At 71.9% G+C, this 20,301-nt stretch carries 17 protein-coding genes and 1 pseudogene; 8 read left to right on the top strand and 10 right to left on the bottom strand.

Features of this window, described 5'->3' with window-relative positions; translation table 11 throughout:
- Nucleotides 1-13: 13 nt before the first annotated feature.
- Both ACWDEW_RS44260 and ACWDEW_RS44255 read right to left on the bottom strand, forming a co-directional pair.
- Nucleotides 14-460 (bottom strand): SRPBCC family protein, encoded by a 447-nt coding sequence (locus tag ACWDEW_RS44260; RefSeq protein WP_450521329.1) that lies wholly within the window; start codon nucleotides 458-460, stop codon nucleotides 14-16.
- Between the two features lie 101 nt (nucleotides 461-561).
- Complete coding sequence (locus ACWDEW_RS44255; protein ID WP_450521327.1) at nucleotides 562-1,608, bottom strand: LacI family DNA-binding transcriptional regulator; 1,047 nt, start codon at nucleotides 1,606-1,608, stop codon at nucleotides 562-564.
- 108 nt (nucleotides 1,609-1,716) lie between these two features.
- Here ACWDEW_RS44255 and ACWDEW_RS44250 point away from each other — a divergent pair, with 108 nt between their 5' ends.
- Together ACWDEW_RS44250 and ACWDEW_RS44245 are read left to right on the top strand one after the other, a co-directional pair.
- Nucleotides 1,717-2,895, top strand: a complete 1,179-nt coding sequence (locus ACWDEW_RS44250; RefSeq protein ID WP_450521326.1) for a phytanoyl-CoA dioxygenase family protein — start codon at nucleotides 1,717-1,719, stop codon at nucleotides 2,893-2,895.
- 18 nt (nucleotides 2,896-2,913) lie between these two features.
- Complete coding sequence (locus tag ACWDEW_RS44245; RefSeq protein WP_450521324.1) at nucleotides 2,914-3,675, top strand: SDR family oxidoreductase; 762 nt, start codon at nucleotides 2,914-2,916, stop codon at nucleotides 3,673-3,675.
- A 565-nt stretch (nucleotides 3,676-4,240) separates the two neighbouring features.
- Here the strand turns inward: ACWDEW_RS44245 and ACWDEW_RS44240 are convergent.
- The 5 genes from ACWDEW_RS44240 to ACWDEW_RS44220 all read right to left on the bottom strand — a co-directional run bounded on the left by ACWDEW_RS44240 (nucleotide 4,241) and on the right by ACWDEW_RS44220 (nucleotide 8,305).
- Nucleotides 4,241-5,128 carry a sugar phosphate isomerase/epimerase family protein gene (locus ACWDEW_RS44240; protein ID WP_450521322.1) on the bottom strand — a complete coding sequence of 296 codons (888 nt, stop codon included), beginning with the start codon at nucleotides 5,126-5,128 and terminating at the stop codon, nucleotides 4,241-4,243.
- The gene (locus tag ACWDEW_RS44235; protein ID WP_450521320.1) at nucleotides 5,125-5,355 is read right to left on the bottom strand and encodes a hypothetical protein; all 231 of its coding nucleotides are present in this window, start codon (nucleotides 5,353-5,355) and stop codon (nucleotides 5,125-5,127) included. The genes ACWDEW_RS44240 and ACWDEW_RS44235 overlap by 4 nt, the downstream gene beginning before the upstream one ends.
- Nucleotides 5,356-5,571: 216 nt before the next feature.
- Nucleotides 5,572-6,798: a cysteine desulfurase-like protein gene (locus tag ACWDEW_RS44230; protein WP_450521318.1), complete on the bottom strand. Its 1,227-nt coding sequence runs from the start codon at nucleotides 6,796-6,798 to the stop codon at nucleotides 5,572-5,574.
- A 36-nt stretch (nucleotides 6,799-6,834) separates the two neighbouring features.
- The gene (locus tag ACWDEW_RS44225; protein WP_450521316.1) at nucleotides 6,835-7,620 is read right to left on the bottom strand and encodes a LuxR C-terminal-related transcriptional regulator; all 786 of its coding nucleotides are present in this window, start codon (nucleotides 7,618-7,620) and stop codon (nucleotides 6,835-6,837) included.
- A 196-nt stretch (nucleotides 7,621-7,816) separates the two neighbouring features.
- Nucleotides 7,817-8,305 carry a PaaI family thioesterase gene (locus ACWDEW_RS44220; RefSeq protein WP_450521314.1) on the bottom strand — a complete coding sequence of 163 codons (489 nt, stop codon included), beginning with the start codon at nucleotides 8,303-8,305 and terminating at the stop codon, nucleotides 7,817-7,819.
- 93 nt (nucleotides 8,306-8,398) lie between these two features.
- Here ACWDEW_RS44220 and ACWDEW_RS44215 point away from each other — a divergent pair, with 93 nt between their 5' ends.
- The gene (locus tag ACWDEW_RS44215; RefSeq protein ID WP_359615314.1) at nucleotides 8,399-8,881 is read left to right on the top strand and encodes a winged helix-turn-helix transcriptional regulator; all 483 of its coding nucleotides are present in this window, start codon (nucleotides 8,399-8,401) and stop codon (nucleotides 8,879-8,881) included.
- Here ACWDEW_RS44215 and ACWDEW_RS44210 read toward each other — a convergent pair.
- From ACWDEW_RS44210 to ACWDEW_RS44200, 3 genes are all read right to left on the bottom strand, one after another.
- A complete protein-coding gene (locus ACWDEW_RS44210) occupies nucleotides 8,870-10,954 on the bottom strand; it encodes a GH92 family glycosyl hydrolase (RefSeq protein WP_450521312.1) in 2,085 nt (694 codons plus the stop codon). The two genes, ACWDEW_RS44215 and ACWDEW_RS44210, sit on opposite strands and share 12 nt — an antisense overlap.
- 122 nt (nucleotides 10,955-11,076) lie before the next feature.
- A complete protein-coding gene (locus ACWDEW_RS44205; protein ID WP_450521310.1) occupies nucleotides 11,077-11,262 on the bottom strand; it encodes a hypothetical protein in 186 nt (61 codons plus the stop codon).
- A 202-nt stretch (nucleotides 11,263-11,464) separates the two neighbouring features.
- Nucleotides 11,465-14,242: an AAA family ATPase gene (locus ACWDEW_RS44200; RefSeq protein ID WP_450521308.1), complete on the bottom strand. Its 2,778-nt coding sequence runs from the start codon at nucleotides 14,240-14,242 to the stop codon at nucleotides 11,465-11,467.
- Between the two features lie 138 nt (nucleotides 14,243-14,380).
- On the opposite strand from ACWDEW_RS44200, the gene ACWDEW_RS44195 reads away from it, so the two are divergent.
- From ACWDEW_RS44195 to ACWDEW_RS44175, 5 genes and pseudogenes are all read left to right on the top strand, one after another.
- Entirely contained in the window at nucleotides 14,381-16,969 is a 2,589-nt protein-coding gene (locus ACWDEW_RS44195) for an AAA family ATPase (protein ID WP_450521307.1), read from the top strand.
- A 22-nt stretch (nucleotides 16,970-16,991) separates the two neighbouring features.
- On the top strand, nucleotides 16,992-17,981 hold the full coding sequence (locus tag ACWDEW_RS44190; RefSeq protein WP_450521305.1) for an alpha/beta hydrolase: 990 nt from the start codon (nucleotides 16,992-16,994) through the stop codon (nucleotides 17,979-17,981).
- 95 nt (nucleotides 17,982-18,076) lie between these two features.
- Nucleotides 18,077-19,042, top strand: coding sequence for an AraC-like ligand-binding domain-containing protein (locus tag ACWDEW_RS44185; RefSeq protein ID WP_450521391.1), 966 nt, complete (start codon nucleotides 18,077-18,079; stop codon nucleotides 19,040-19,042).
- Nucleotides 19,027-19,971: a helix-turn-helix domain-containing protein gene (locus ACWDEW_RS44180; RefSeq protein ID WP_450521303.1), complete on the top strand. Its 945-nt coding sequence runs from the start codon at nucleotides 19,027-19,029 to the stop codon at nucleotides 19,969-19,971. The genes ACWDEW_RS44185 and ACWDEW_RS44180 overlap by 16 nt, the downstream gene beginning before the upstream one ends.
- Nucleotides 19,972-20,186: 215 nt before the next feature.
- A pseudogene (locus tag ACWDEW_RS44175) lies at nucleotides 20,187-20,301 on the top strand (esterase); the annotation flags it as partial.

Below are 20,301 nucleotides of genomic sequence, written 5' to 3'. Positions count from 1 at the left end.
GGTCAGCGGCGGGTCAGGACGCCTCCACCGCCGTCTTGATGCGCTGCCCGAACGCGGGCGCGTCCTTGCGGGCCGCGCCCAGCGCGAAGCCCACGAGCAGTTTTCCGACGCCGTGGCCTTCGAGGACGTTGAAGATCCGCACCTTGGTGGTGCCCGGACCGGTGGATTCGAGGTCGTAGCCGCCCTCTTGGGCCATGACGAGGTTCTTCGAGGTCTCCGCCCAGCGGATGCGGTGGGGGGCCTCGAACTCGGTGATGCGGAAGGTCCGGGCCGTCTTCATCCCGGCGTCCTTGACCGTGCTGGTGAAGACCGTGCCGACAGCCGTCGGGCCCTCCGGGGTCTTCGTGATCTCCTGGACCCTCGGGCTGAACTTGGGATCGTTCGTGCCGGCGGCGAGGAAGGCGAAGACGTCCTCGACCGGGCGGTTGATCTCGGTTGTGGCCTCGAACTGACCGGCCATGGTTCCTCCTGTGCTGCGATCGCGGAAGTTCCGGCTGAGCGCGCGCTGATGTGCCGACCACCGCCAGCCTATCGGCGCGGCCCCGCGCCCGCCCCGCGTTGTCAGTCGGCCGGTGCCGCGGAGGGCGCTCCCGGCGGCATGTTGAACGGTGTGACGACCTGGATCGCCGAGGGCAGGGACGGGCCGTCGTCGGGGAGTGCCTTGTGGGCGCGCATGATGATCTGGCAGGCGCGGCGCATGTCCTGGCGCAGGTCGTGGTGGAGGACCGCGGACAGGCGGCGCTCGCGCAGCAGCCGGGTGTTGTCGTGGTCGAGGTCGTGGGCGATGAACACCGCGCATTCCCGGCCGAGCGCGTCGAAGGCGTCGAGGGTCGCGAGGTTGCCGCCGCCCGCGGAGTAGACGGCGATGATGTCCTCGTCCCGCTTGAGCGCCGCCAGGACGAGATCGTGCTGGGTGGCGTCCAGACCGTCGCTGTCGGTGACCTCCACCAGGTTCCGCCGGGGGTTAGCGATCCGCATCGCGCTGCGGAAGCCCATCTCGCGCTCCTCCTCGCCCCGGAAGGAACCCCGGCTGATGGTGGTCAGCACGTTTCCGGGCCGCCTGCCCAGCCACTGGCCCAGCAGGTAGGCGGCGGTGGCGCCGGCCGCGCGGTTGTCGATGCCGACGTAGGCGAGGCGCGCGCTGTGCGGCAGGTCGGTGACCAGGGTGACCACGGGGATGCCGGCCGCGATCAGCCTCGCGACGGCCGCCGCGATCTCCGGCTCGTCGGGGGCTTTGAGGATGACTCCCTGGCTGCCGCGCTTGGCGATCCCGTCCAGGGTCGCGGTCAGCTCGGCGGGCGGGCAGGTCTCGCGGAAGTGGAAGCGCGACCGCACGAGAGCGGGGTGCAGCGAGGGCAGTTCGGCTTCGAGCGCGTCCCGTACGGCGGTGGAGAACCGCTCCGGCGTCTGCATCACGATGTCGATCATGAAGGTACGGCCACCGAGCCGAACCTGGCTCTGCTGGCGGTCCAGGTCCTTGATGGCTTCCTGCACCTCCCTGATGGTGCTCTCCGTCACGTTGCCCCGCTGGTTGAGGACACGGTCGACCGTGGCCGTACTCAGCCCGGCCTGACGGGCGATTTCCCTGATCGGATAGCGGTGTCGCATGACTGGTCCCAAGAGCCGGTGATGCACTTTTGATGTACTGACAAGCATTGAATGATGGTTTCGAGTTATCAAGACTGGCAGAAACGACCGCACAGCGAAAGGACCTCGATGTCTCCCGTAACCGCAGGGACGCGGACTTGGCTGACCGAGGCGGACTGCGATCTCGACGTGTTCCGCTCCCTCGTGGAGCAGCGCACCGACCTCGCCGACCACGCCTCGGCCGAGCGCATCGAGCAGAACGTCCCCCTCTATGACAGTGCCCGGCTCCGTGAGCTCGCGGCCACCCCTCAGGGCCGCCGCGAGGTGCAGAGCGAACTGGTGCGGGCGCTGCTCGACGGGCCCGGCATCGTGGTCCTCAAGGACGCCTTCCCCGACGAGGCCGTGGTGGACCGGGCGTCCGACGCCTTCCGCACGCTGATCGAGGAGGAGCGCGCGAGCGGTGCGGCGCGCGGCGACCACTTCGCCAAGCCCGGCGCCAACGACCGTGTGTGGAACGCCCTGGACAAGGTGGCCGTACGGGCGCCCGAGGCGTTCGCCGACTACTACGCCAACGACATCCTGGAGCTGGTCTCCGAGGCCTGGCTCGGCCCGGCCTACCAGGTCACCTCGCAGGTCAACGTGGTCAACCCGGGCGGCGCGGCGCAGAGCGTGCACCGCGACTACCACCTCGGCTTCCTCTCCCAGGAGCAGGCGGCGGCCTATCCCGCGCACGTCCACCGGCTCTCCCCGGTGCTGACGCTGCAGGGCGCGGTGGCCCACTGCGACATGCCCGTCGAGTCCGGTCCGACGCTGTACCTGCCGCACTCGCAGAAGTTCGAGCCCGGCTATCTCGCCTGGCGGCTCCCACAGTTCGTCGAGTACTTCGGCTCTCACCACGTCCAGCTCCCGCTGGAGAAGGGCGACGCGGTCTTCTTCAACCCGGCGCTCTTCCACGCCGCCGGGCACAACCGGTCGGCCGACATCAGGCGCATGGCCAATCTGCTGCAGGTCTCCTCCGCGTTCGGGCGTGCCATGGAGACGGTGGACCGCGAGGCGATGGGGAACGCCGTCTTCCCGGTGCTGCTGAGCCGCAAGGCCGAGGGGGTCTCGGACGACTGGCTGCGCCGCGTGATCGCCGCCACCGCCGAGGGCTACCCCTTCCCCACCAATCTCGACCTCGACCCGCCTGTCGAGGGTCTCGCCCCGCCCTCGCAGGCGGACACTCTGCGACAGGCCGTCGCCGAGGAGTGGGACCCCGAGCGGCTGCGCCACGAACTCCAGGCCGCGGCCAAGCGCCGCCAGAGCTGAAAAGGACACATCACTCTCATGGGACTGCTTGAGGACAGAGTCGTCCTCGTCAACGGCGGCAGCCAGGGCGTCGGCGCGGGAGTCGTGCGGGCCGCCGTGGCGGAGGGCGCGACCGTCGTCTTCACCGGCCGTCGGGCCGACGTGGGCGAGAAGCTCGCCGTGGAAACGGGAGCCGACTTCCTGCGCGCGGACCTCGCCGATCCGGCGCAGGCACGCGACAGCGTCGTACGCACCGTCGAGACCCACGGGCGCATCGACTGCCTCGTCAACGCGGCGGGGCTCACGTCACGCGGCTCGCTGCTGGACACCACGCCGGAACTGTTCGACCAGCACATGGCGATCAACCTGAAGGCACCGTTCTTCGCGATGCAGGCGACCGTGGCCGACATGACGGCGCGCAAGGCACCCGGGACGATCGTCAGCATCGGCTCCAACTGCGCCCACGGCGGGCCGCCGCACCTCGCCCCGTACTCCGCCGCCAAGGCCGGACTCGCGGGCCTGACCCGCAACGCGGCGCACGCGCACCGCTTCGACCGGATCCGGATCAACACGATCAACATCGGCTGGACGGACACCGAGGGCGAGGACGCCACCCAGCGCGCCTTCCACGGTGCCGGGGACGACTGGCGGGAGAAGGCCGCCGCGTCGCAGCCGATGGGCAAGCTCGGGCAGGTCGACGAGATCGCGGAGTTCGTCGTCTTCCTGCTCTCCGACCGCAGTGGCGTGGTCACCGGCTCGGTCATCGACTGGGACCAGAACGTCTTCGGCGGCCAGGACTGAGCCGAACATCGAAGCGGAGATGAAGACAGGGGTGGCGGGAACGACCGTGGTTTCGTTCCCGCCACCCCGGTGGCCCTTTGCCGACGACATCGCTGTCGGCGTCGTTCAATTCCACGCCGACGATCCGCGAGCCGGATACCTCCGCCAGGTCGACGGGCGGGGTGTGGGCCCGCTCGGTGTGCCGGACGTCGATGACGTGGCCGCCCTCCGGATGGCCCGCCGCCTCGACGAGCCGTAGCCCGTCGTGCTCGGTCTTCCGGTTGGACCAGGGCAGCGGGTCGACACCGAACCGCGTGCCGAGCCGGCCCTTCCGTACTCGCCCTGGGCCTCCACCAGGTCCGCGTACAGCTGCCCGAAGGCGGTGAATCCGGCCTCGCGCGCCCCTTCCACTCGCTCTCGCAGATTCAGCGGACTGCGCTGGTCCTCCTCGTCCGGAGCGGCGTCGCCCGCAGTGGCCCGACAAGTGGCCAGAAACTCGTCAGCGGTCACCTGCTCTTCCCTGGTTTCCTCACGATCGGAAAGGACTCGCCACCCGATCGCTCCGGCATCAGGCCCCTGATACGAGCTACGCGACCCCGCGCAGCACCGAGCGCAGGTGCTCGGCGCTGGCCCACACGTCCTCGACCGGGCCCTTCGCCTTGGGCTCCTCGGTGAGGATGGTGTCCTGCTCCAGGACGTACCAGCCGTCGTAGCCGCGGGCGCTGAGGTGGGTGACGATGGCTTCGACGTCCACGTCCCCGGCGCCCAGCGGGCGGTACATGCCCTGGCGGACGGCGTCGGTGTAGCTGAGCCGGCCGTCCTGGACCCTGGCGGCGAGGGAGGCGTCCACGTCCTTCATGTGGGTGTGGGCGATCCGCTCGGGCGCCTGGCGGGTGAGTTCGGCCGGGTCGGTGCCGCCGATGAGGAGGTGGCCGGTGTCGAGACAGAGGGAGATCGCCGAGTGCTCCAGGACGCGCCGGACCTCGTCGCCGTTCTCGATCATCGTGCCGACGTGCGGGTGCAGGACGGCGCGCACCCCCCGCTCGGCGGCGAGCGAGGCGATCCGGTCGAGGTTGGACAGGAGCAGCTTCCAGCCGTCGGCGTCGAGTTCGGGGCGCGAGTCGTAGCCGTCCTGGCCGGTGACGGCGGACAGGACCAGCACCTCCGCCTTCGAGGCGTCATAGCCCGCGAGGAGCTGTTCGGCCTCGGGCAGCGGGTCGTGGCCGGGCACGTGCAGCAGAAGCGGGGTAAAGCCCCCTACCGCGTGCAGGTCGTGGTCGGCGAGGGTGCGGGCCATGGCGTCCGGCGCGGCGGGCAGGAAGCCCTCGGGGCCGAACTCGGTGGCGGACAGGCCGACCTCGCGCATCTCGTTCAGCACCCGCTCGGGCGTCAACTGGTAGCCCCAGCCGGGCACTTCGCACACGCCCCACGAGATGGGGGCGCCGGCGATCCTGTTCAGGGGGGATGTGGTCATGTTGTGGCCTTTCTGGGGTTCCGGAGGGGGTCGGCGACCGCGGCCGGCGGACAGCCCCCGGCACCACGCGCCGCGTCGACGAGGGTCGAGGTCGTCACCCGACGCTTCCAACCCACCGGGTGAGGGGCGAGAACCATGTCGGGGTGATCGGGCAGCGGATCATGTCGGGCCGGTCCGGGATCGGCCGAGTCCAGCGACGCGTCCGCGATCGGCTCCGCGAGCACCATGGTCCTGCCCTCCTCCGGAACCCGTCCTGCCCGTCGTGCCCGGTCCGCGGCCGCTGACAGGCCACCGACCAGGCTGTTTACCCGGACGCAACGGTAGATGCGCGGCGGGGCATTGTTGAAGGGGCCGAATCCATCATTCTCCCGTCATTGGGCACGTCTCTTTTCCCTCAGCCGTGCGCGTGGCTGGGAGAACGAGCCTGATCCGCCCGCCAGGTGTCAGCCGGACGGCCGCTTCAGGAACAGCTCCAGTCCGGTCAGGAGCCGGTCGACGTCCTCCGTGTCGGTGTAGGGCGCGAGACCGATGCGCAGGCCCCCGGAGTCGCCCAGGCCGAGGCGGCGGGATGCCTCGATGGCGTAGAAGGAGCCGGAGGGGGCGTTCACCTGGCGTTCCGCGAGGAAGCGGGAGGCGTCCTGCGTGCCCTGCGCACCGAAGGTCTCGTCGAAGGTGAGGAGCACGGTGGGTGTGCGGTCGGCGGCCCTGGAGTGGACGGTGATGCCGTCCAGGGCGGCGAGCCCGTGGTCGATGCTCGTGCGCAGGACCTCCTCGTGCCGGTGGAGCGCGGCGAGACTCACCGTCAACCGCTCCCGGCGGCTCCCGTCGGCCGCCGCGTCGAGGCCCGCGAGGACGTCGACCGCTGCGCTGGTGCCGGCGAGCAACTCGTAGGGCAGGGTGCCGAGTTCGAAGCGTTCGGGGACCGCGTCGGAGGAGGGGAGGAGCTTGTCCGGGCGCAGGGTCTCCAGCAGTTCGGGCCGGGCGGCGAGGACGCCGAGGTGGGGGCCGAGGAACTTGTACGGCGAGCACACGAAGAAGTCGGCGCCGAGCTGCCCGAGGTCGACGAGGGCGTGCGCGGTGTAGTGGACGCCGTCGACGTGGAACAGCGCTCCCGCCTCATGTGCGAGGCGTGCCATTTCGGGGATCGCGGGCCGGGTGCCGATCAGGTTGGAGGCGGCGGTGACGGCGACCAATCGGGTGCGGGCGGAGAGGGCGGCGCGGAGGTGGTCGAGGGTCAGTTCACCGGTCGCCGGATCGAAGTCCGCCCAGCGGACGGTGGCGCCGACCCGCTCGGCCGCCTGTATCCAGGGGCGGATGTTGGCGTCGTGGTCCAGGCGGGTGACCACCACCTCGTCGCCGGGCGCCCATGTCGTGGCGAGGGTGCGGGCTAGGTCATAGGTGAGCTGGGTGGCGCTGCGGCCGAAGACGATCCCCGAAGGGTCCCCGCCGAGGAGGTCGGCCATGGCCTCGCGGGCGCCGGTGACGATGGTGTCGGCGTTGCGCTCCCCCGCCGTGACCTGGCCCCGGTTGGACAGGGGGTTCGACAACGCCCGGGTGATGGCCTCGATGACCGGGCGGGGTGTCTGGGTGCCGCCGGGGCCGTCGAAGTGGGCGGTCCCGCTGCTGAGGGCGGGGAACAGCGCGCGCAGGGCGGTGATGTCGTACGTCACGAAGGTGTGCTCCTGTCGGTGCGGCGGCTCGGGGGTTCAGCGTCCCGTGCGGGGTGGAAGCAGTCCGATCTCCTGCGCCCGTAGCACCGTACTCACCCGGTCGCGTGTGCCCAGTTTCCGGTACAGGCTCTCCACGTGCTTGTGCACCGTGCGCACGGAGATGCCCAGGCGATGGGCGATGGCCGAGGCGGTGAGGGCGTCGGCGAGGAGCAGCAGGACGGTGACCTGGCGGGGCGTGAGGCGGCAGTCCTCGGGCAGTTCGGGCGGGGCCTGGGTGGCGTGCCAGCGTTCGAGGAGTTGCCGCTGCTGTTCCACGCCGGCCAGCAGGGGCTGGATCAGTTCGGCGGCCCGGACGTGGTCCTCGGTGAAGTCGGTGCCGGCCCGGTAGACGAGGGCGCCGGTGACCGGGGTGGCCGTGCCCGGCAGCGGGACGGCCAGGACGTGGTCGGCGTCCATCAGCCGGCTGATGGTGCCCGCCATGCGGCTGTCGGCCCAGCCCTTGCCGGCCATCCGGTGGGCGGTTCCGGGGCGGCGGGCGGCACCGGCCGTGACGTAGTGGTCCGCGAAGGGGTAGCCCCGGCGCAGCACCGCCATCGCCTCGTCGTCGATCCGCCCGAAGTGGGCCGCGGCGGCGGGCGAGAGCCCCATCGCGCCGGTCCGGTCCGTCCACTCGCCGAGCTTGTAGATCAGCGCCTCGCCCCCGCACAGGCCGGGCAGCGCCGCGGCGACCATCGGCCACAGCCGTGCGGGATCCCGTTCGTGCAGCGCCGCCACCGCAACCGCCAGCATGCGCTCATACGCCCCGGTCACCCCGACCGCCATACGCCCTCACGATCCCGCTGTGTCACATCCACGTACGTACTTCTCCCCATACCACCACGGGAACGGCTTGCGGCAAACTTCACAGCGTGCCTGCAAGGCCCGGGTCCTTGAGGATCAAGGGAGTTGACGGTACGGATCCGCCTGCGCGGGGGACAGGCGGACTCCTCTGCTACGACTGTTTACGGTCAGGGGACGGTCAGGGCACGGGAAACAGCAGGCAGCTGCTGGTGGCGTGGGCGAGCAGCCGGTCCTTCTCGTCGAGCAGCTGGGCCTGGGCGAGCGCGGTGCGCCGTCCGCCGTTGAGGACGGTGCCGACGGCGCGGATCCGCCCGGTGTCGGCGGTGACCGGGCGCAGGAACTTCACGGTCAGGTCGAGCGAGGTGTAGCCCATGCCCTCCGGGAGCGTCGACTGCACCGCGCAGCCGGCCGCCGAGTCGAGCAGGGTGGCGAAGACCCCGCCGTGCACACTGCCGATGGGGTTGTAGTGCTCCTCCCCCGGAATCAGGGAGAACACCGCGCGCCCGAAGTCCACCTCGTCGACGGTGAAGTTCAGGGTGGCGCCGATCGGCGCCGCGGGCAGCCGTCCGGCGACCACGTCCCGCAGGAACTCCAGACCCGTGGTCTTTCCTACGGCGGCTGCCGAGATCCCCGGATCCTGCCACTCGTACGTACGCGACCGTCCCATGCGGTACTGCCTCCTCTGCTGGCTTCTGCCATTGAAGCTAGATCCCGTCGCAGCTGACTGTCAATGACAGAGCCAGGTGGCTATGGTGGCGGCATGGAATGGCTCGATGTGAGCACGGAGAACTGTCCGGTCCAGAGCACGCTCGACCTCGTCGGCGAGAAATGGACCCTGCTGATCCTGCGGGACGCCTTCATCAGGGTCCGCCGTTTCGACGACTTCAGGCGCCATATCGGACTCTCGGACGCGGTGCTGTCCGACCGGCTCCGCAAACTGGTCGCGGCCGGCATCCTGACGACCGTGCCCTACCAGGAGGCGGGGAGCCGGACGCGCAACGAGTACCGGCTGACGGGCAAGGGCCGCGATCTGTGGCCGATCCTCATGGCGCTGCGGCAGTGGGGCGAGACGTACGCCGCCGACCCCGAGGGCCAGGTCCTGGACGTCCGGCACACGGCGTGCGGTGCGCCGGTACGGGTGGTGGTGGAGTGCGACGGACCGCACGGCGCACTCGCACCGACCGAGGTGACGGCCGTTCCCGGACCGGCGGCCCGTCCCGTACGAAGTCCGCTACCGCAGTGAGCGTTTGGGCGGCTGCCGGAGCGAGTGCCTGGGCGACGCGGAGCCGACCGTGAGCGTGGTGCCGTCGCCCCGGTGGACGGTGGCGGTGGTGAACAGGGGTGTGGTGCGGGTGAGTTGGGCGCTGCCGGGCACCTCGGGGTACAGACCCAGGCTCGCCCACACCGCCCAGGACGACATGGCGCCGAGGTCGTCGTTGCCGACGAGACCGGCGGGCGCGTCGCTGAACAGCGTGGAGAGCGCGCGGTGGACGACGGCGTCGGCGCGGTCCGGGTGGCCGACGTGGGTGTACGCCCAAGGGGTCCCGAAGGAGGGCTCGTTGCCGAGGTAGGCGTAGGGATCCGAGGCGCCCGCGTTGAGGCTGGTGAAGAAGGTGTCGAGGCGGGCGGTGACGGCGGCGTCGCCGCCCATGGCCGCGAACAGTCCCGGCAGGTCCTGCGGCACCATCCAGGTGTACTGGGCCCCGTTGCCCTCCACGTACTCCGTCTTCTGGGCCGGGGTGAAGGCCGGCCAGGAGCCGTCGGCGGCGCGGGGCTGGAGGTATCCGGTGGCGGGGTTGAAGAGGTTGCGCCAGTTCCCGGAGGCACGCAGCAGGGTGTTGTACGCGGTCATGTCGCCCAGCCGGTAGGCGAGTTGGGCCAGCGCGTAGTCGGCGACGGCGTATTCGAGGGTGGTGGAGACCGAGCCCCACACCCCCTTGGTGCCGACGGGAACGTAGCCGAGGGTGTCGTACTGCGTGTGCCCCGGACGCTGCCGGTCGTCCTGGCGGTCCGCGAGAGCCGTGCGCAGCAGGGTGGTCGCGTCGAAGTCGGTGCCGCCGAAGGCGTGGATGGCGGACGCGATGGCGGGCAGCGGGTCACCGACCATGACACCGCTGCCGCCGTTCGCGAGGGTCCAGCGGTCGAAGTAGCCGGCCTGCAGGCCCTGGTCGAGGACGGACTGCGCGATGTCGGACGCCTCGTGCGGGGCGAGCAGCGCCAGCAGCTGGACCTGGCAGCGGTAGACGTCCCAGCCGGAGAAGTTCGCGTACTGCGCATGCCCGGTGCGGGTGCGGTGGACGAGGCCGTCCATGCCGGTGTAGCGGCCGTCGGTGTCGCTGAAGACGCTGGGGTGAAGGAGGGCGTGGTAGAGCGCGGTGTAGAAGACCCGGCGCTGGGCGTCCGTGCCGCCGCCGACCGTGACGCGGTTCAGCCACTGGTTCCAGTCGGCGCGCACGGCCTCCCGGACGGTGTCGTACGACCGCCCCGCCTGCTCGGTGAGCGCGTTGCGGCGGGCGCCCTCGACGTCGACGAAGGAGACGCCGACGCGGGCGGTCACGGTGCGCACGCCGGGGGCGAAGGTGACCATGGCCGCGCCGGGTTTGCCGTCGGGGTGGGTGGCCTGGGCGAAGGGCTGGTCGAAGGTGGCGTGGAAGTAGAGCCGGTAGCGGTTCTTGGCCTTGCAGAAGGCCCCGCTGTCGCTGTAGCCGGACAGGGTGTCGGTCCCGATGTCGACCGATCCGGTGGCCGCGGTGAACGCCGTGGCCGCGTCGATGCTCACCGCGGCGGGGCGGGTGTCGGCCGCCGGATAGGTGAAGCGGGCGATCCCCGAGCGCTGGGTGGTGGTCAGGTCGGTGCCGATGCCGTTGTCGAAGGTGAGGTGGTAACTGCCGGGCGCCGCCTGCTCGTTGGCGTGCGAGAACGTGGCGTAGGCCGGGGGCACGGCCTCCTGGGTGGGCATGAAGGGCACGTTTCCGTAGGCGGCGCAGCCGGCTCCGGAGATGTGCGCGAGGCTGAAGCCGCGGATGCGGTTGTCGCCGTAGGAGTAGCCGCCGTGCTGATACGTCACGGTGTCCGGGCTCCACTGCATCCCGCCGAGCGGTGCCGAGGCCCCCGGGAAGGTGTTGCCCGCGCCGCCGCCGTGTCCGAAGTCGGGGCCACCGGGCGCGGTGCCGACGAACGGGTTGACGTACCGCGCGAGATCGTCGACGGTCCGGGGCCGGGTCTTGCCGTCCGCCCGGACCGGAGCGGCGGCGGCCGTTCCGGACGCCACGAGCACCGAGGCCGCAAGTACGGCCCGCAGCAGGGGAAGTCGCACCACGTTTCTCCAGCCAGACAGGGGAACCCGCCGCCGCGCGGCGCCGGACGGCGAGTGTCCCCAACCCGATCTTCACAACGGCGCCGCCACACCGTCTGCGGCGAGGGAGCCAGCCGGTCGGGTCAGCAGGTCGTGTCCCGGTGGCCGTCGAGATAGGTGGTCCGTTCCAGCGCAGTGAGGTCTCGGCGTACGGCGGAGCAGATCTTGTCGACGGCCTGTCGCGGGTCGGGCAGGGTCAGGTTCCCCAGGCGGGCGGTTGCGTCCACGCTTCCGGCGCGGAGCGCGCGGTCGTCGAGACTGAAAGCCACGGACCGCTCGGAACCGACGTGGCCGGTCCAATCTGCAGGCGATGCCCCCGTTCCGGAGACGGACTGCGTGGCGATGTCCGCAGACCCCCCGGCGGCCCGGCGCGGCACCCAGATCCGGGTGGGCCGGGCCGAACAGAGCGCGGCCGGACGCGATCAGCCGTCGCTCGCCGGTACTCCCGGCCTCAGGAGCCCGGCACCGTCGTCAGTCCGGCCGCCGAGCGCGGTCGAGGACGTCGCGCAGTTGGACGCGACCGGTGATGCCGAGCTTGGGGAAGATCTTGTGCAGGTGGAAGCCGACGGTGCGGTGGGAGAGGTAGAGCCGACTGCCGATGTCCCGGTTCGTCAGGCCTTCCGCTGCCAGTTCGGCGATCTGCAACTCCTGCGGCGTCAGGTCGGCGAGGATGTCGCGAACGGCGGGAGGTGCCACGGCCACGCCCGTCGCGCGGAGTTCCGCGGCGGTGCGCTCGGCCCAGGGGCGTGCGTCCAGTCGTTCGAAGATGTCGAGGGCGGTGCCGAGGAGGGGGCGTGCTTCGGCGGTGCGTCGGCGGCGGCGGAGCCACTCGGCGAAGTCGAGGTGGGCGAGAGCGTGTTCGAAGGGCCAGCGGGCGCCGGCCGGGTCGCCGATCGCCGCACGGAAACAGGGCTCCGCGTCGTCGGGATCGCTCAACAGTGCCGAGGCACGGAGCACGATCGCGGCCAGACGGGCGGAGCGATACTGCTCCAGGGTCTGCTCGGCGGCGTGGAGCACGGCGCGGGCGTCGTCCGTCTGTCCGGCCCGGACGGCTGCGGCGGCGAGATCGGCCACGCAGTAGAGGGACGCGTGGTAGTGGACGGGGACCGGGCGGGCGTCCTGGGTGAAGGCGCGGCGGAGTTGGCCGTACGCCGTCTCGTGGTCGCCCGCGGCCAGGGCGGCCAGGGCGAGCGCGTGCCGGTGACGCACGTACAGGCTGCGGGACTTCCCCAGGTCCCGGCCGCGGACGGCGTCGTCCACCTGTGCCCGCGCGCCCGCGTGGTCCCCGCGAGCGGCGCGCAGGGTGGCCTGGAGGAGGGGCGATCCCACGATGACGTTGTCCGCGCCCGCCTCCGTCGCCATCCAGAGAGCCTCTTCGGCGGCGGCCTGTGCCGCGCTCCAGGCTCCGCTCTCGAAGTGCGCCAGGGCCAGGGCCTGCGCGACGGTGCAGTTGGCGCCGGCCGTGGCGGTCCGGCGCAGCTGGTCCATGGCCTGGCCGAGCAGGCGTACGGCCACGTCGGTCTCGTCCAGGATCCAGGCCGCACCGCCGAGTGAGACCAGCCCGGTCAGGGAGCCGGCCGGCAGGGTGTCCACGGCGTGGTGCAGGTTCTTCAGGGTCTGCTGCCGGTCCGTGAACGGCCGGCCGGCCGCCTGCGGCCAGACGCGGTCGGTCTCGTCCGGCTGCCGGGCGATGAGGCCGTCGATCCGCTGGATGTCGTGCCGGTAGCGGGGGTCACCCGAGTTGTACGCCGGGGTCGCCGCGGTGCCCAGGGCGTTCAGGGCGAGGGCCGGGGCATGGGCGGCCATGGATTCGGCGACGGGGAGCAGGAAGGCCAGCGAGTCGTCGTGCCGCAGGGTGACAGCCAGGGACCAGCCGGCCCGCAGGGAGGCTTCGGCGAGAAGCCGGGGGTCGTCCGTGAGGCCGTCGACGCGGCCCGCGATCTCCCCCACCCACTGCGGGTGCCCCGCGTACATGGCGGACGTGGCCGCGGCGAGCAATCGACGGGCGCGCTCCCGCGGATCGGGGGTGAGGTCGGCGGCGCGTTCGAGAGCGGCCGCCGCGGCGGCGTGGCCACCCCGGTGCTGGAGGCGTTCCGCGCCCTCGGCCAGGGCGCGGGCGACGTCTTCGTCCGGGCCGAGCGCGGCGGCGGCGAGGTGCCAGGCACGGCGGTCGGGTTCGTGCGCGAGGGCGGCTGCGAGGGTGAGGTGGGCGTCGCGGCGTTCGGCGAAGGAGGCTGCCTGATACACGGCGGAGCGGACCAAGGGGTGGCGGAGCGTTGCCCGGCCGCCGCCGTCGACGCGCACCAGCCCGGCCTGCTCGGCGGGTTCCCAGACTTCGGGTCCGCCCGCCTCCGGGACGTCCGAGAGCTGTGCGGTGCCCGCGGCCGCCACCAGGAGCAGGGCTCGTCGGGTCGCGGGAGGCAGCGTGGGCAGGTCGGCGGCGAACAGGTGCTCAAGGCGGGCCGTGAGCGGCAGCGAACCGAACGGGCCGAGGTCGCTGCCGCCCGGATGCCTGGCGAAGGCCCGGGCGAGTTCGATGAGGGCGAGCGGATTCCCGGCCGCCTGGTCGAGGATCTGTGCCCGGACCCGGCCCCGCGGCGGCTGCGGCTGCCGGTCCAGCAGGAGCCCGGCCGCCGCCCGGTCCAGCGGACCGGCCGTCAGATGCGGGAAGTCACGGTCGAAGCGCACCGGCACCGCTTCGTCGCGTGCCGCGAGCAGGAGGACAGTGGGTTCCCCGTCCAGCCGCCGGGCGACGAAGGCGAGCACGTCCAGCGAGCCGACGTCCAGCCACTGAGCGTCGTCGACGGCTATGAACAGCGGACGCTCCGCCGCCGTGTCCGAGAGCAGTGTCAGCACCCCGGTTCTGATCAACAGCGGTTCGGGGGCCGGTGAGCCGTCGGCCTGCTCCATGCCGAACGCGTGGCGCAGGGCGTCGCGCTGACGCGCCGGCAGCCGGTCGACGCCGCCGAGCACGGGACGCAGCAGCTGATGCACCCCGGCGAAGCCGAGGTCCTGCTCGCCCTCGCAGCCCCGTACCCTCAGCACGCGTCGGCCTCGGTCCGCGGCCTGCGTGGCGGCCCGGTCGACCAGGGTGCTCTTTCCCGCCCCCGGCTCACCGGTCAGCACCAGCACCTTGGGGCCGTCGCCGTCCACAGCGTCGACCAGCCGCGTGATCCGTGACATCTCACGATCCCTGCCGAGGATCGCCGGCCCGTGTTCCTGCTCGGTACCGAAGTCACCGACGTCCATGAAGTTCCGCTCTCCCCACCGCTCACGTCCCATCCTGCCAGGCCACGGCGCATGACTGGTCACATGACAGAAGCGGTGCCCGTCGCACCCCTGACAGCATCCGTCTCCGGGCGGAGCACAGTGATCGGGAGTACAGCGGTGGGTGGGGAAGCGGACGTCGACGGGATCCTGCGGGACGTGGACGGCCCGCGGTCCCTGCTGGTGCTGGGGGACACCGGCACCGGCAAGACCCGGCTGCTCCGGATCGCCGGCAAGCAGGCCCGGGAGCGCGGTGCCCGTGTCCTGTCGGCGCGTGCCTGCCCGTCGGAGGTGCGGCAGCCGTACGCCTGTCTGCACCAGCTTCTCCTGCCCGTGCGGGACGAGCTCGACGTCCTGCCCGCTCCGCAACAGCGGGCGCTGCGCGCCCTCTTCGCACCGACGGCGGACGACGTGCCGCCGGAGGGAACGGTCCTGTCCATCGCGGTCCTGACCTTGTTGGCCCAGCTCGCGCGGACCGGTCCGGTCCTGCTGACCGTCGACGACCTTCAGGACTGCGACCGCGCCTCCCTGGCCGTGCTGTCCTTCGTGGCACGACGACTCACCGATCCGTCCGTCTCCGTGCTGTTCTCGGCACACGGCGAGGCTCCCCCTCCAGGCGTCCCCTCGGACCTCGCCGTACTGTCGCTCGGTCCGCTACCCCCACGGGCGGCGGCCCGGCTGCTGGACGCGCAGCCCGGTGCGCCCACCGGGCGCGCCAGGCTGGAGCTGCTCCGGCAGGCGGAGGGCAATCCGCTGGCGATCATCGAGCTCTGCCGTGCCGGGAAACGGTCCCGGGGCATCCCGCAGATGTTCGCGGCGCGGCTGGACGCACTGCCGGAAGAAACACGCCATGCCCTGCTGTACGCGGCGGCCGCCCTTCCGCAGGAGCAACTCGGCACCGTCATGGCCGCGTTGGGCTCCGACGACCTGAGGGTGTGGGCTTCGGCGGAGGCGGCCGGACTGATCACGATCGCCGAGGGAAGACTGGCCTTCTGCAACCCGCTGACGCGTACGGTGGCCTACCACCGGCAGCCCGCGCAACTGCGCCGAAGGGCGCACCTGGATCTGGCCGCCGTGTCCGCCCACGGCCCCTCGCACCTGGCGACGGCCACCGTCGGTCCGGACGAGTCCGTGGCCGCGGCCCTGGAAGGCGCTTCCGTCCGGGGTGACCGCTTCGCCGCGGCCCGCGCACTGGAGCAGGCCGCGCTCCTCAGTCCCCTCGACCACGACCGCGACCGCCGTATCGCCGCGGCGCTCACCGCCGCGAGCGACGTCGGAGACCCGGCGTGGGTGCGCGAGCTGTACACGGCACAGGGCCGGGTGAACCGGGACCCGGAGCTGATGAGTGCCGCGGCCTGCGCCATGGGTGGGGCACTGTCGTTGCAGACGTTTCAGCGAGAGGCGTTCGACCTCCTGCTGGAGGTGGCGCGGCGGACGCCGGGGAGCGACAGCACGACGGCCTTCGCCCTGGCGGCCGTCGCGACGGGCATCGCCCGCCAGTCCGGACTCCCGGAACACCGGCGGCAGTTGGGGTTCTTCCTCGGCCGGGTGTCCAAGGACGGCGGGCAGCACACCGACGTCCTCGCCTCCCTGAAGACCCTCGCCTCGACCACGACCGGTCCGAGCCGGCCTGCCCGACTGCTCACGACCGCCTCGCTCGCCCACCTCACCGACGAGTCGGACCTGTGCGCGGAGCAGTTCCGGCAGGCGGGCGAGCGCTTGCGCGCACAAGGTGCCCTGGGCCCGCTCGCCTGGACCCTCGCGGCCCAGGTGGAGACGCTCCTGGGTCTCGGACGCTGGGCCGAGGCCGAGTCCCTGATCGAGGAAGGGCTCTCGTACGCAGCCGTCCACCGGTGGACCCGCGTCGAGATGGACCTCGAAGCCCTGGCTACGACCCTGCACGCGCTGCGCGGGGAGAGCGTGCCGGGCACCCGGTTCACCGGCCCGAACTGGCGCTCCGTAAGCCTCCACGAGAACCGCGCCACGCATGCCCGGATGCTGCGGGCCTGCGGTCTGACGGCCATGGTCCTCGGCGACGGCGACAGCGCCTTCCGGCATCTGCGGACACTGTTCACCGACGACGGCGATCCGCTCGACCCCTTCCTCTCGCCCCGCTGCGTCGCCGAACTGGCTGTCGCCGCCCGTCGCACGGGCCGGCGCCGGGAAGCGGCGCACGTCCTGGCGCGGGTCCGGCGCAGCCAGGGTGCCCGGCCGACGACCCGGATGACTCTGCTCATGCACCATGCGGCGGCGCTGGTCGACGAGGACGCGGACCCCGAGCACCACTTCCAGCTTGCCGTGGTCAATCCGGAGGCGGCCCGCTGGCCCCTGGAACGGGCCCGGGCCCGCCTGGACTACGCGATCTGGCTGCGCCGACGCAGGAGGCCGCTGGAAGCCCGCGCCCAGCTGACCGTCGTACTGGAAGCGGCCACCCGGCTCGGCGCCCGGCACCTCGCCGAGTCGGCCCGCGGCGAGCTGCGCGCGAGCGGGGTGGCCGAAGCTCCCGCATCGACGGACCCACTGGTCGAACTGACCGCTCAGCAACGGCAGATCGTACGACTGGCCGCGGACGGCCTGTCCAACCGCGAGATCGGTGAGCAGCTGTTCCTCTCGCCGCGTACCGTGGGGTCGCACCTCTACAACGTCTATCCCAAACTCGGCGTCAGCAGCCGCCACCAACTGCGCGATCTCCTCGTGTGCGAGAAGTGACCGGGCGAGAGGCGGTCATCGCATGGAACCGGACGGACGGCACCCCTCCCCCCCGACGCTCGATCCGCTGGTGCAGCGCCTGGTCGAGGCGTCCTCGGCGCCACCCTTTCTGCACGAGCTGCCGCCGGCCGCCGGCCGACAGGCCCTGACGGAGTCCCAGGTCCATCGGGTCGAGGACTTCGCCGTGAACGCCTCCTTCCACGTGGCGCCCGTGGGACCGTCCGGGCTGCTGGGCTTCTGGATCTTCCGACCCCCCGGAGTCCGGGGGCCGCTTCCCGTCCTGCTCTACCTCCACGGCGGCCGGTGGACGCTGGGAGACGCGCAGACCCACGCCCGGCTCATCAGCGACTTCGTGCTCGGCGCGGGAGTGGCCGCCGTGGTACCCGAGTACAGCCGCGCCCCCGAGGCCCGCTACCCCGTGGCCGTCGAGGAGTGCTACGCCCTCATGGTCTGGGCCGCCCGCCACGCGGCCGAACTGGAGCTGGACACCGGTCGGCTGGCGGTGGCCGGGGACTGCGCGGGCGCCACACTGGCCATCGCGCTCACCCTGCTGGTGAAGTCGCGCGGCGGCCCGAGGATCAGTGCTCAGCTGCTGTACTACCCGATCACCGACGCAGACTGCGCCAGCGCCTCGCAGCGGCAGTTCGCCGAGGGCTACCTGCTCACCCGGGAGGCCCTGCGCGGGTACTGGCGGCAGTACAGCGACGATCCCGGGGACCTGGCCGAGCCGACCGCGTCCCCGTCGCGCGCCGGCCCGGCGGAGCTGGCGGGGTTGCCGCCGGCCCTGCTGATCACGGCGGAGGCCGATGTGACGCGGGACGAGGGTGAGCAGTACGCGGACCGGCTGCGCCTGGCCGGGGTCGAGGTGACCTCGACCCGGTTCCTGGGCACGGTCCACGACTTCGTCTCGCTGGCCGCACTGCGTGACAGTCCGCCGACGCGGGCAGCCGTACGGCAGGGCGTCGCCTTTCTGCGCGAACTGCTGCGTGGCGAGGACCAGTCGACCGACTGATGCGTCCGCCCCCGGCCGAAGGCAGGCTGACGGGTATGTCAGCCTTCTACGATTCCTTCACAGGGAACGACCCCACGACGAGGCGACGCAGCCAGGTGCTCTCCACGAGTTCCGTACCGGCCGGCGAAAGTCTGGAGTTCTGGCATGACGCCGTGCTCGCCACGTTGGTGGGGATGGACATCGCCACGGAGAGCGGGACGTACGACGCCACGATGCGTACGGACCGACTGGGCGAACTCCAGATCACCACGGTCGACTGCGATCCGGGAGAGGTCCACCGGGCCCCGCACTTCGTGGCCCGCGGCGACGGCGGTCAGGTGCTCGTCGCTGTACAGAGCAGCGGCACCGCTCAGGTCGAACAGGACGGCCGTTACACGGAACTCCGTCCCGGTGACCTCGCGTTCTTCGAGACCGTCCGCCCGTTCCGCACGCGGTTTCCGCAGCGGTTCCAGCTGAAGATCTTCGCCGTGCCGCGGTGTCTCCTCGGCCAGCCGGAGGCGGCCCTGGGACGGATCACGGCGCGGGCCCTGCGTCCGGTGGGCGGCCTCACCGCCCTGCTCTCGCCGTTCATGTCGCGTCTCGCGGACACCTCCGAGTCCTACTCCGGGCCGGTCGCCGAGCGGCTGGCCGAGAGCGCCGTGGGCCTGCTGGCCGCAACAGCGGCGCAGCAACTGGGCGAGGAGCCGGCCGATCTGCCCGGCGCCGACCAGGTGCTGCTGCTGCGCATCCAGAGGTTCATCCGCTGGCACCTGGCGGAGCCGGGCCTCACACCCGCGGTCATCGCCCGGGCCCATGGCATCTCGGCGCGGTATCTGCACCGGCTGTTCGAGCGGGAGGGCACGACCGTCGGCCGCTGGATTCGTGGGCTCCGGCTCCAGGAGTGCCGCAGGGAACTGACCGGCGCCGCGAGCATGGGCAGCGTCGCCCGGCGCTGGGGGTTCAGCGGCACTGCTCACCTCGGACGGGCCTTCCGCCGGGAGTACGGCGTCTCCCCGACCGACTGGCTGCGGGACGAGCGGGCCCGGCGCTTCGCGGAGGAGGACTGGTGCCGGGCCACCTGACCGCCGTGGACGGGTTGTCGTCGTGCAGGCAGGCGCTGTCGACGGCCTACGGCGATGTCGACCTCGTCGCTCGTTCGGACCCGGAGTCCTGGCGGGGCTCCCTCCAGGTGCTGCGACTGGGCACGCTCCAGGTCGCGACCGAGGAGTCCGACGCCGTGCGGGTCGTCCGGACTCCGCGGGACGCGACCGCCGACGGCCACGACCACGTGTTCGCCCGCCTGCAACTCGACGGCCGGGCCCGGCTGTTCCAGGACGGCCGCTCGGCGGACCTGTACCCCGGAGTCCTGGCCTTCTACGACGCGAGCCGGCCGTTCAGTCTCGTCCTGCCGCAACACCAGCGTGCGCGGGTCCTGATGGTTCCGCGCCCGTTGCTGAGGCTGGGTGAGACGGAGATACGCCGGGTCACGGCGAGGGTCATCGGCGACGCGCCCGAGGGACCGGCCGCGTTCCTGCTCCCGCTTCTGTCAGGTCTGGCGCAGGAGATCGGCGCGGACGCACCGACCGCCCGCGAGGAGCTCGCCCGCGCCGTCGCGGACCTTCTCGCCACTTTGGCCGCGGATCGACTGGCCACCACGGAACCGGCCAGTACGCAGGAGGCCACACTGTTCGACCGCGTCAAGGCCACCATCGAGACCCGCCTCGGTGAACCCGAACTCTCCCCCCAAGCACTCGCCGACGCACATGGTGTCTCCCTGCGCTATCTGCACAAGCTCTTCCACGAGCACGACACCACGGTCGGCGGCTGGATACGCCGGTGTCGCCTTGAGTCGTGCAGAGCCGAACTCGCCCGTCCCACGGCGGCCGACCGGACCATCGCCGCCGTGGCCGCCCGGTGGGGGTTCGTCAGCGCCACCCACTTCAGCCATGCCTTCCGCAAGGCGTACGGCATGACCCCGGCGCAGTACCGCGGGCAGCGGCCGAGCGGCTGACGCGGTTTCGACAGCCTCCCGCGGAGAACCGCCGTGAATTCCGCGGCAGTTCGCGTCCGACAGCGCACGGCGTCCCCGCACGTGCAGTGCCAGGTCGGTTCCTGTGCACTTCCGGACCTGCACCGGTGCGCTGACGCGCAATGTCCGCCGATCCCGCGGTTCTAACGTCCTGACCGAGGTCCCCACAGATCTCATCCGAAACTGAGGAGAAGCACATGTCCGACACCGTCGAGCCGGTTCAGCCGGTGCTGGAGCCGGCGGCAGCCGCCTTCGCGGAGGCGACCGCGAACCCGCCCTATCTCTTCGACCTGACGCCCGCCGAGGGCCGCA

The organism is Streptomyces sp. NPDC001100 (assembly GCF_053598575.1).
The sequence above is the reverse complement of the archived record's forward strand: the minus strand, read 5'-3'. Positions and strand labels throughout refer to the sequence as shown.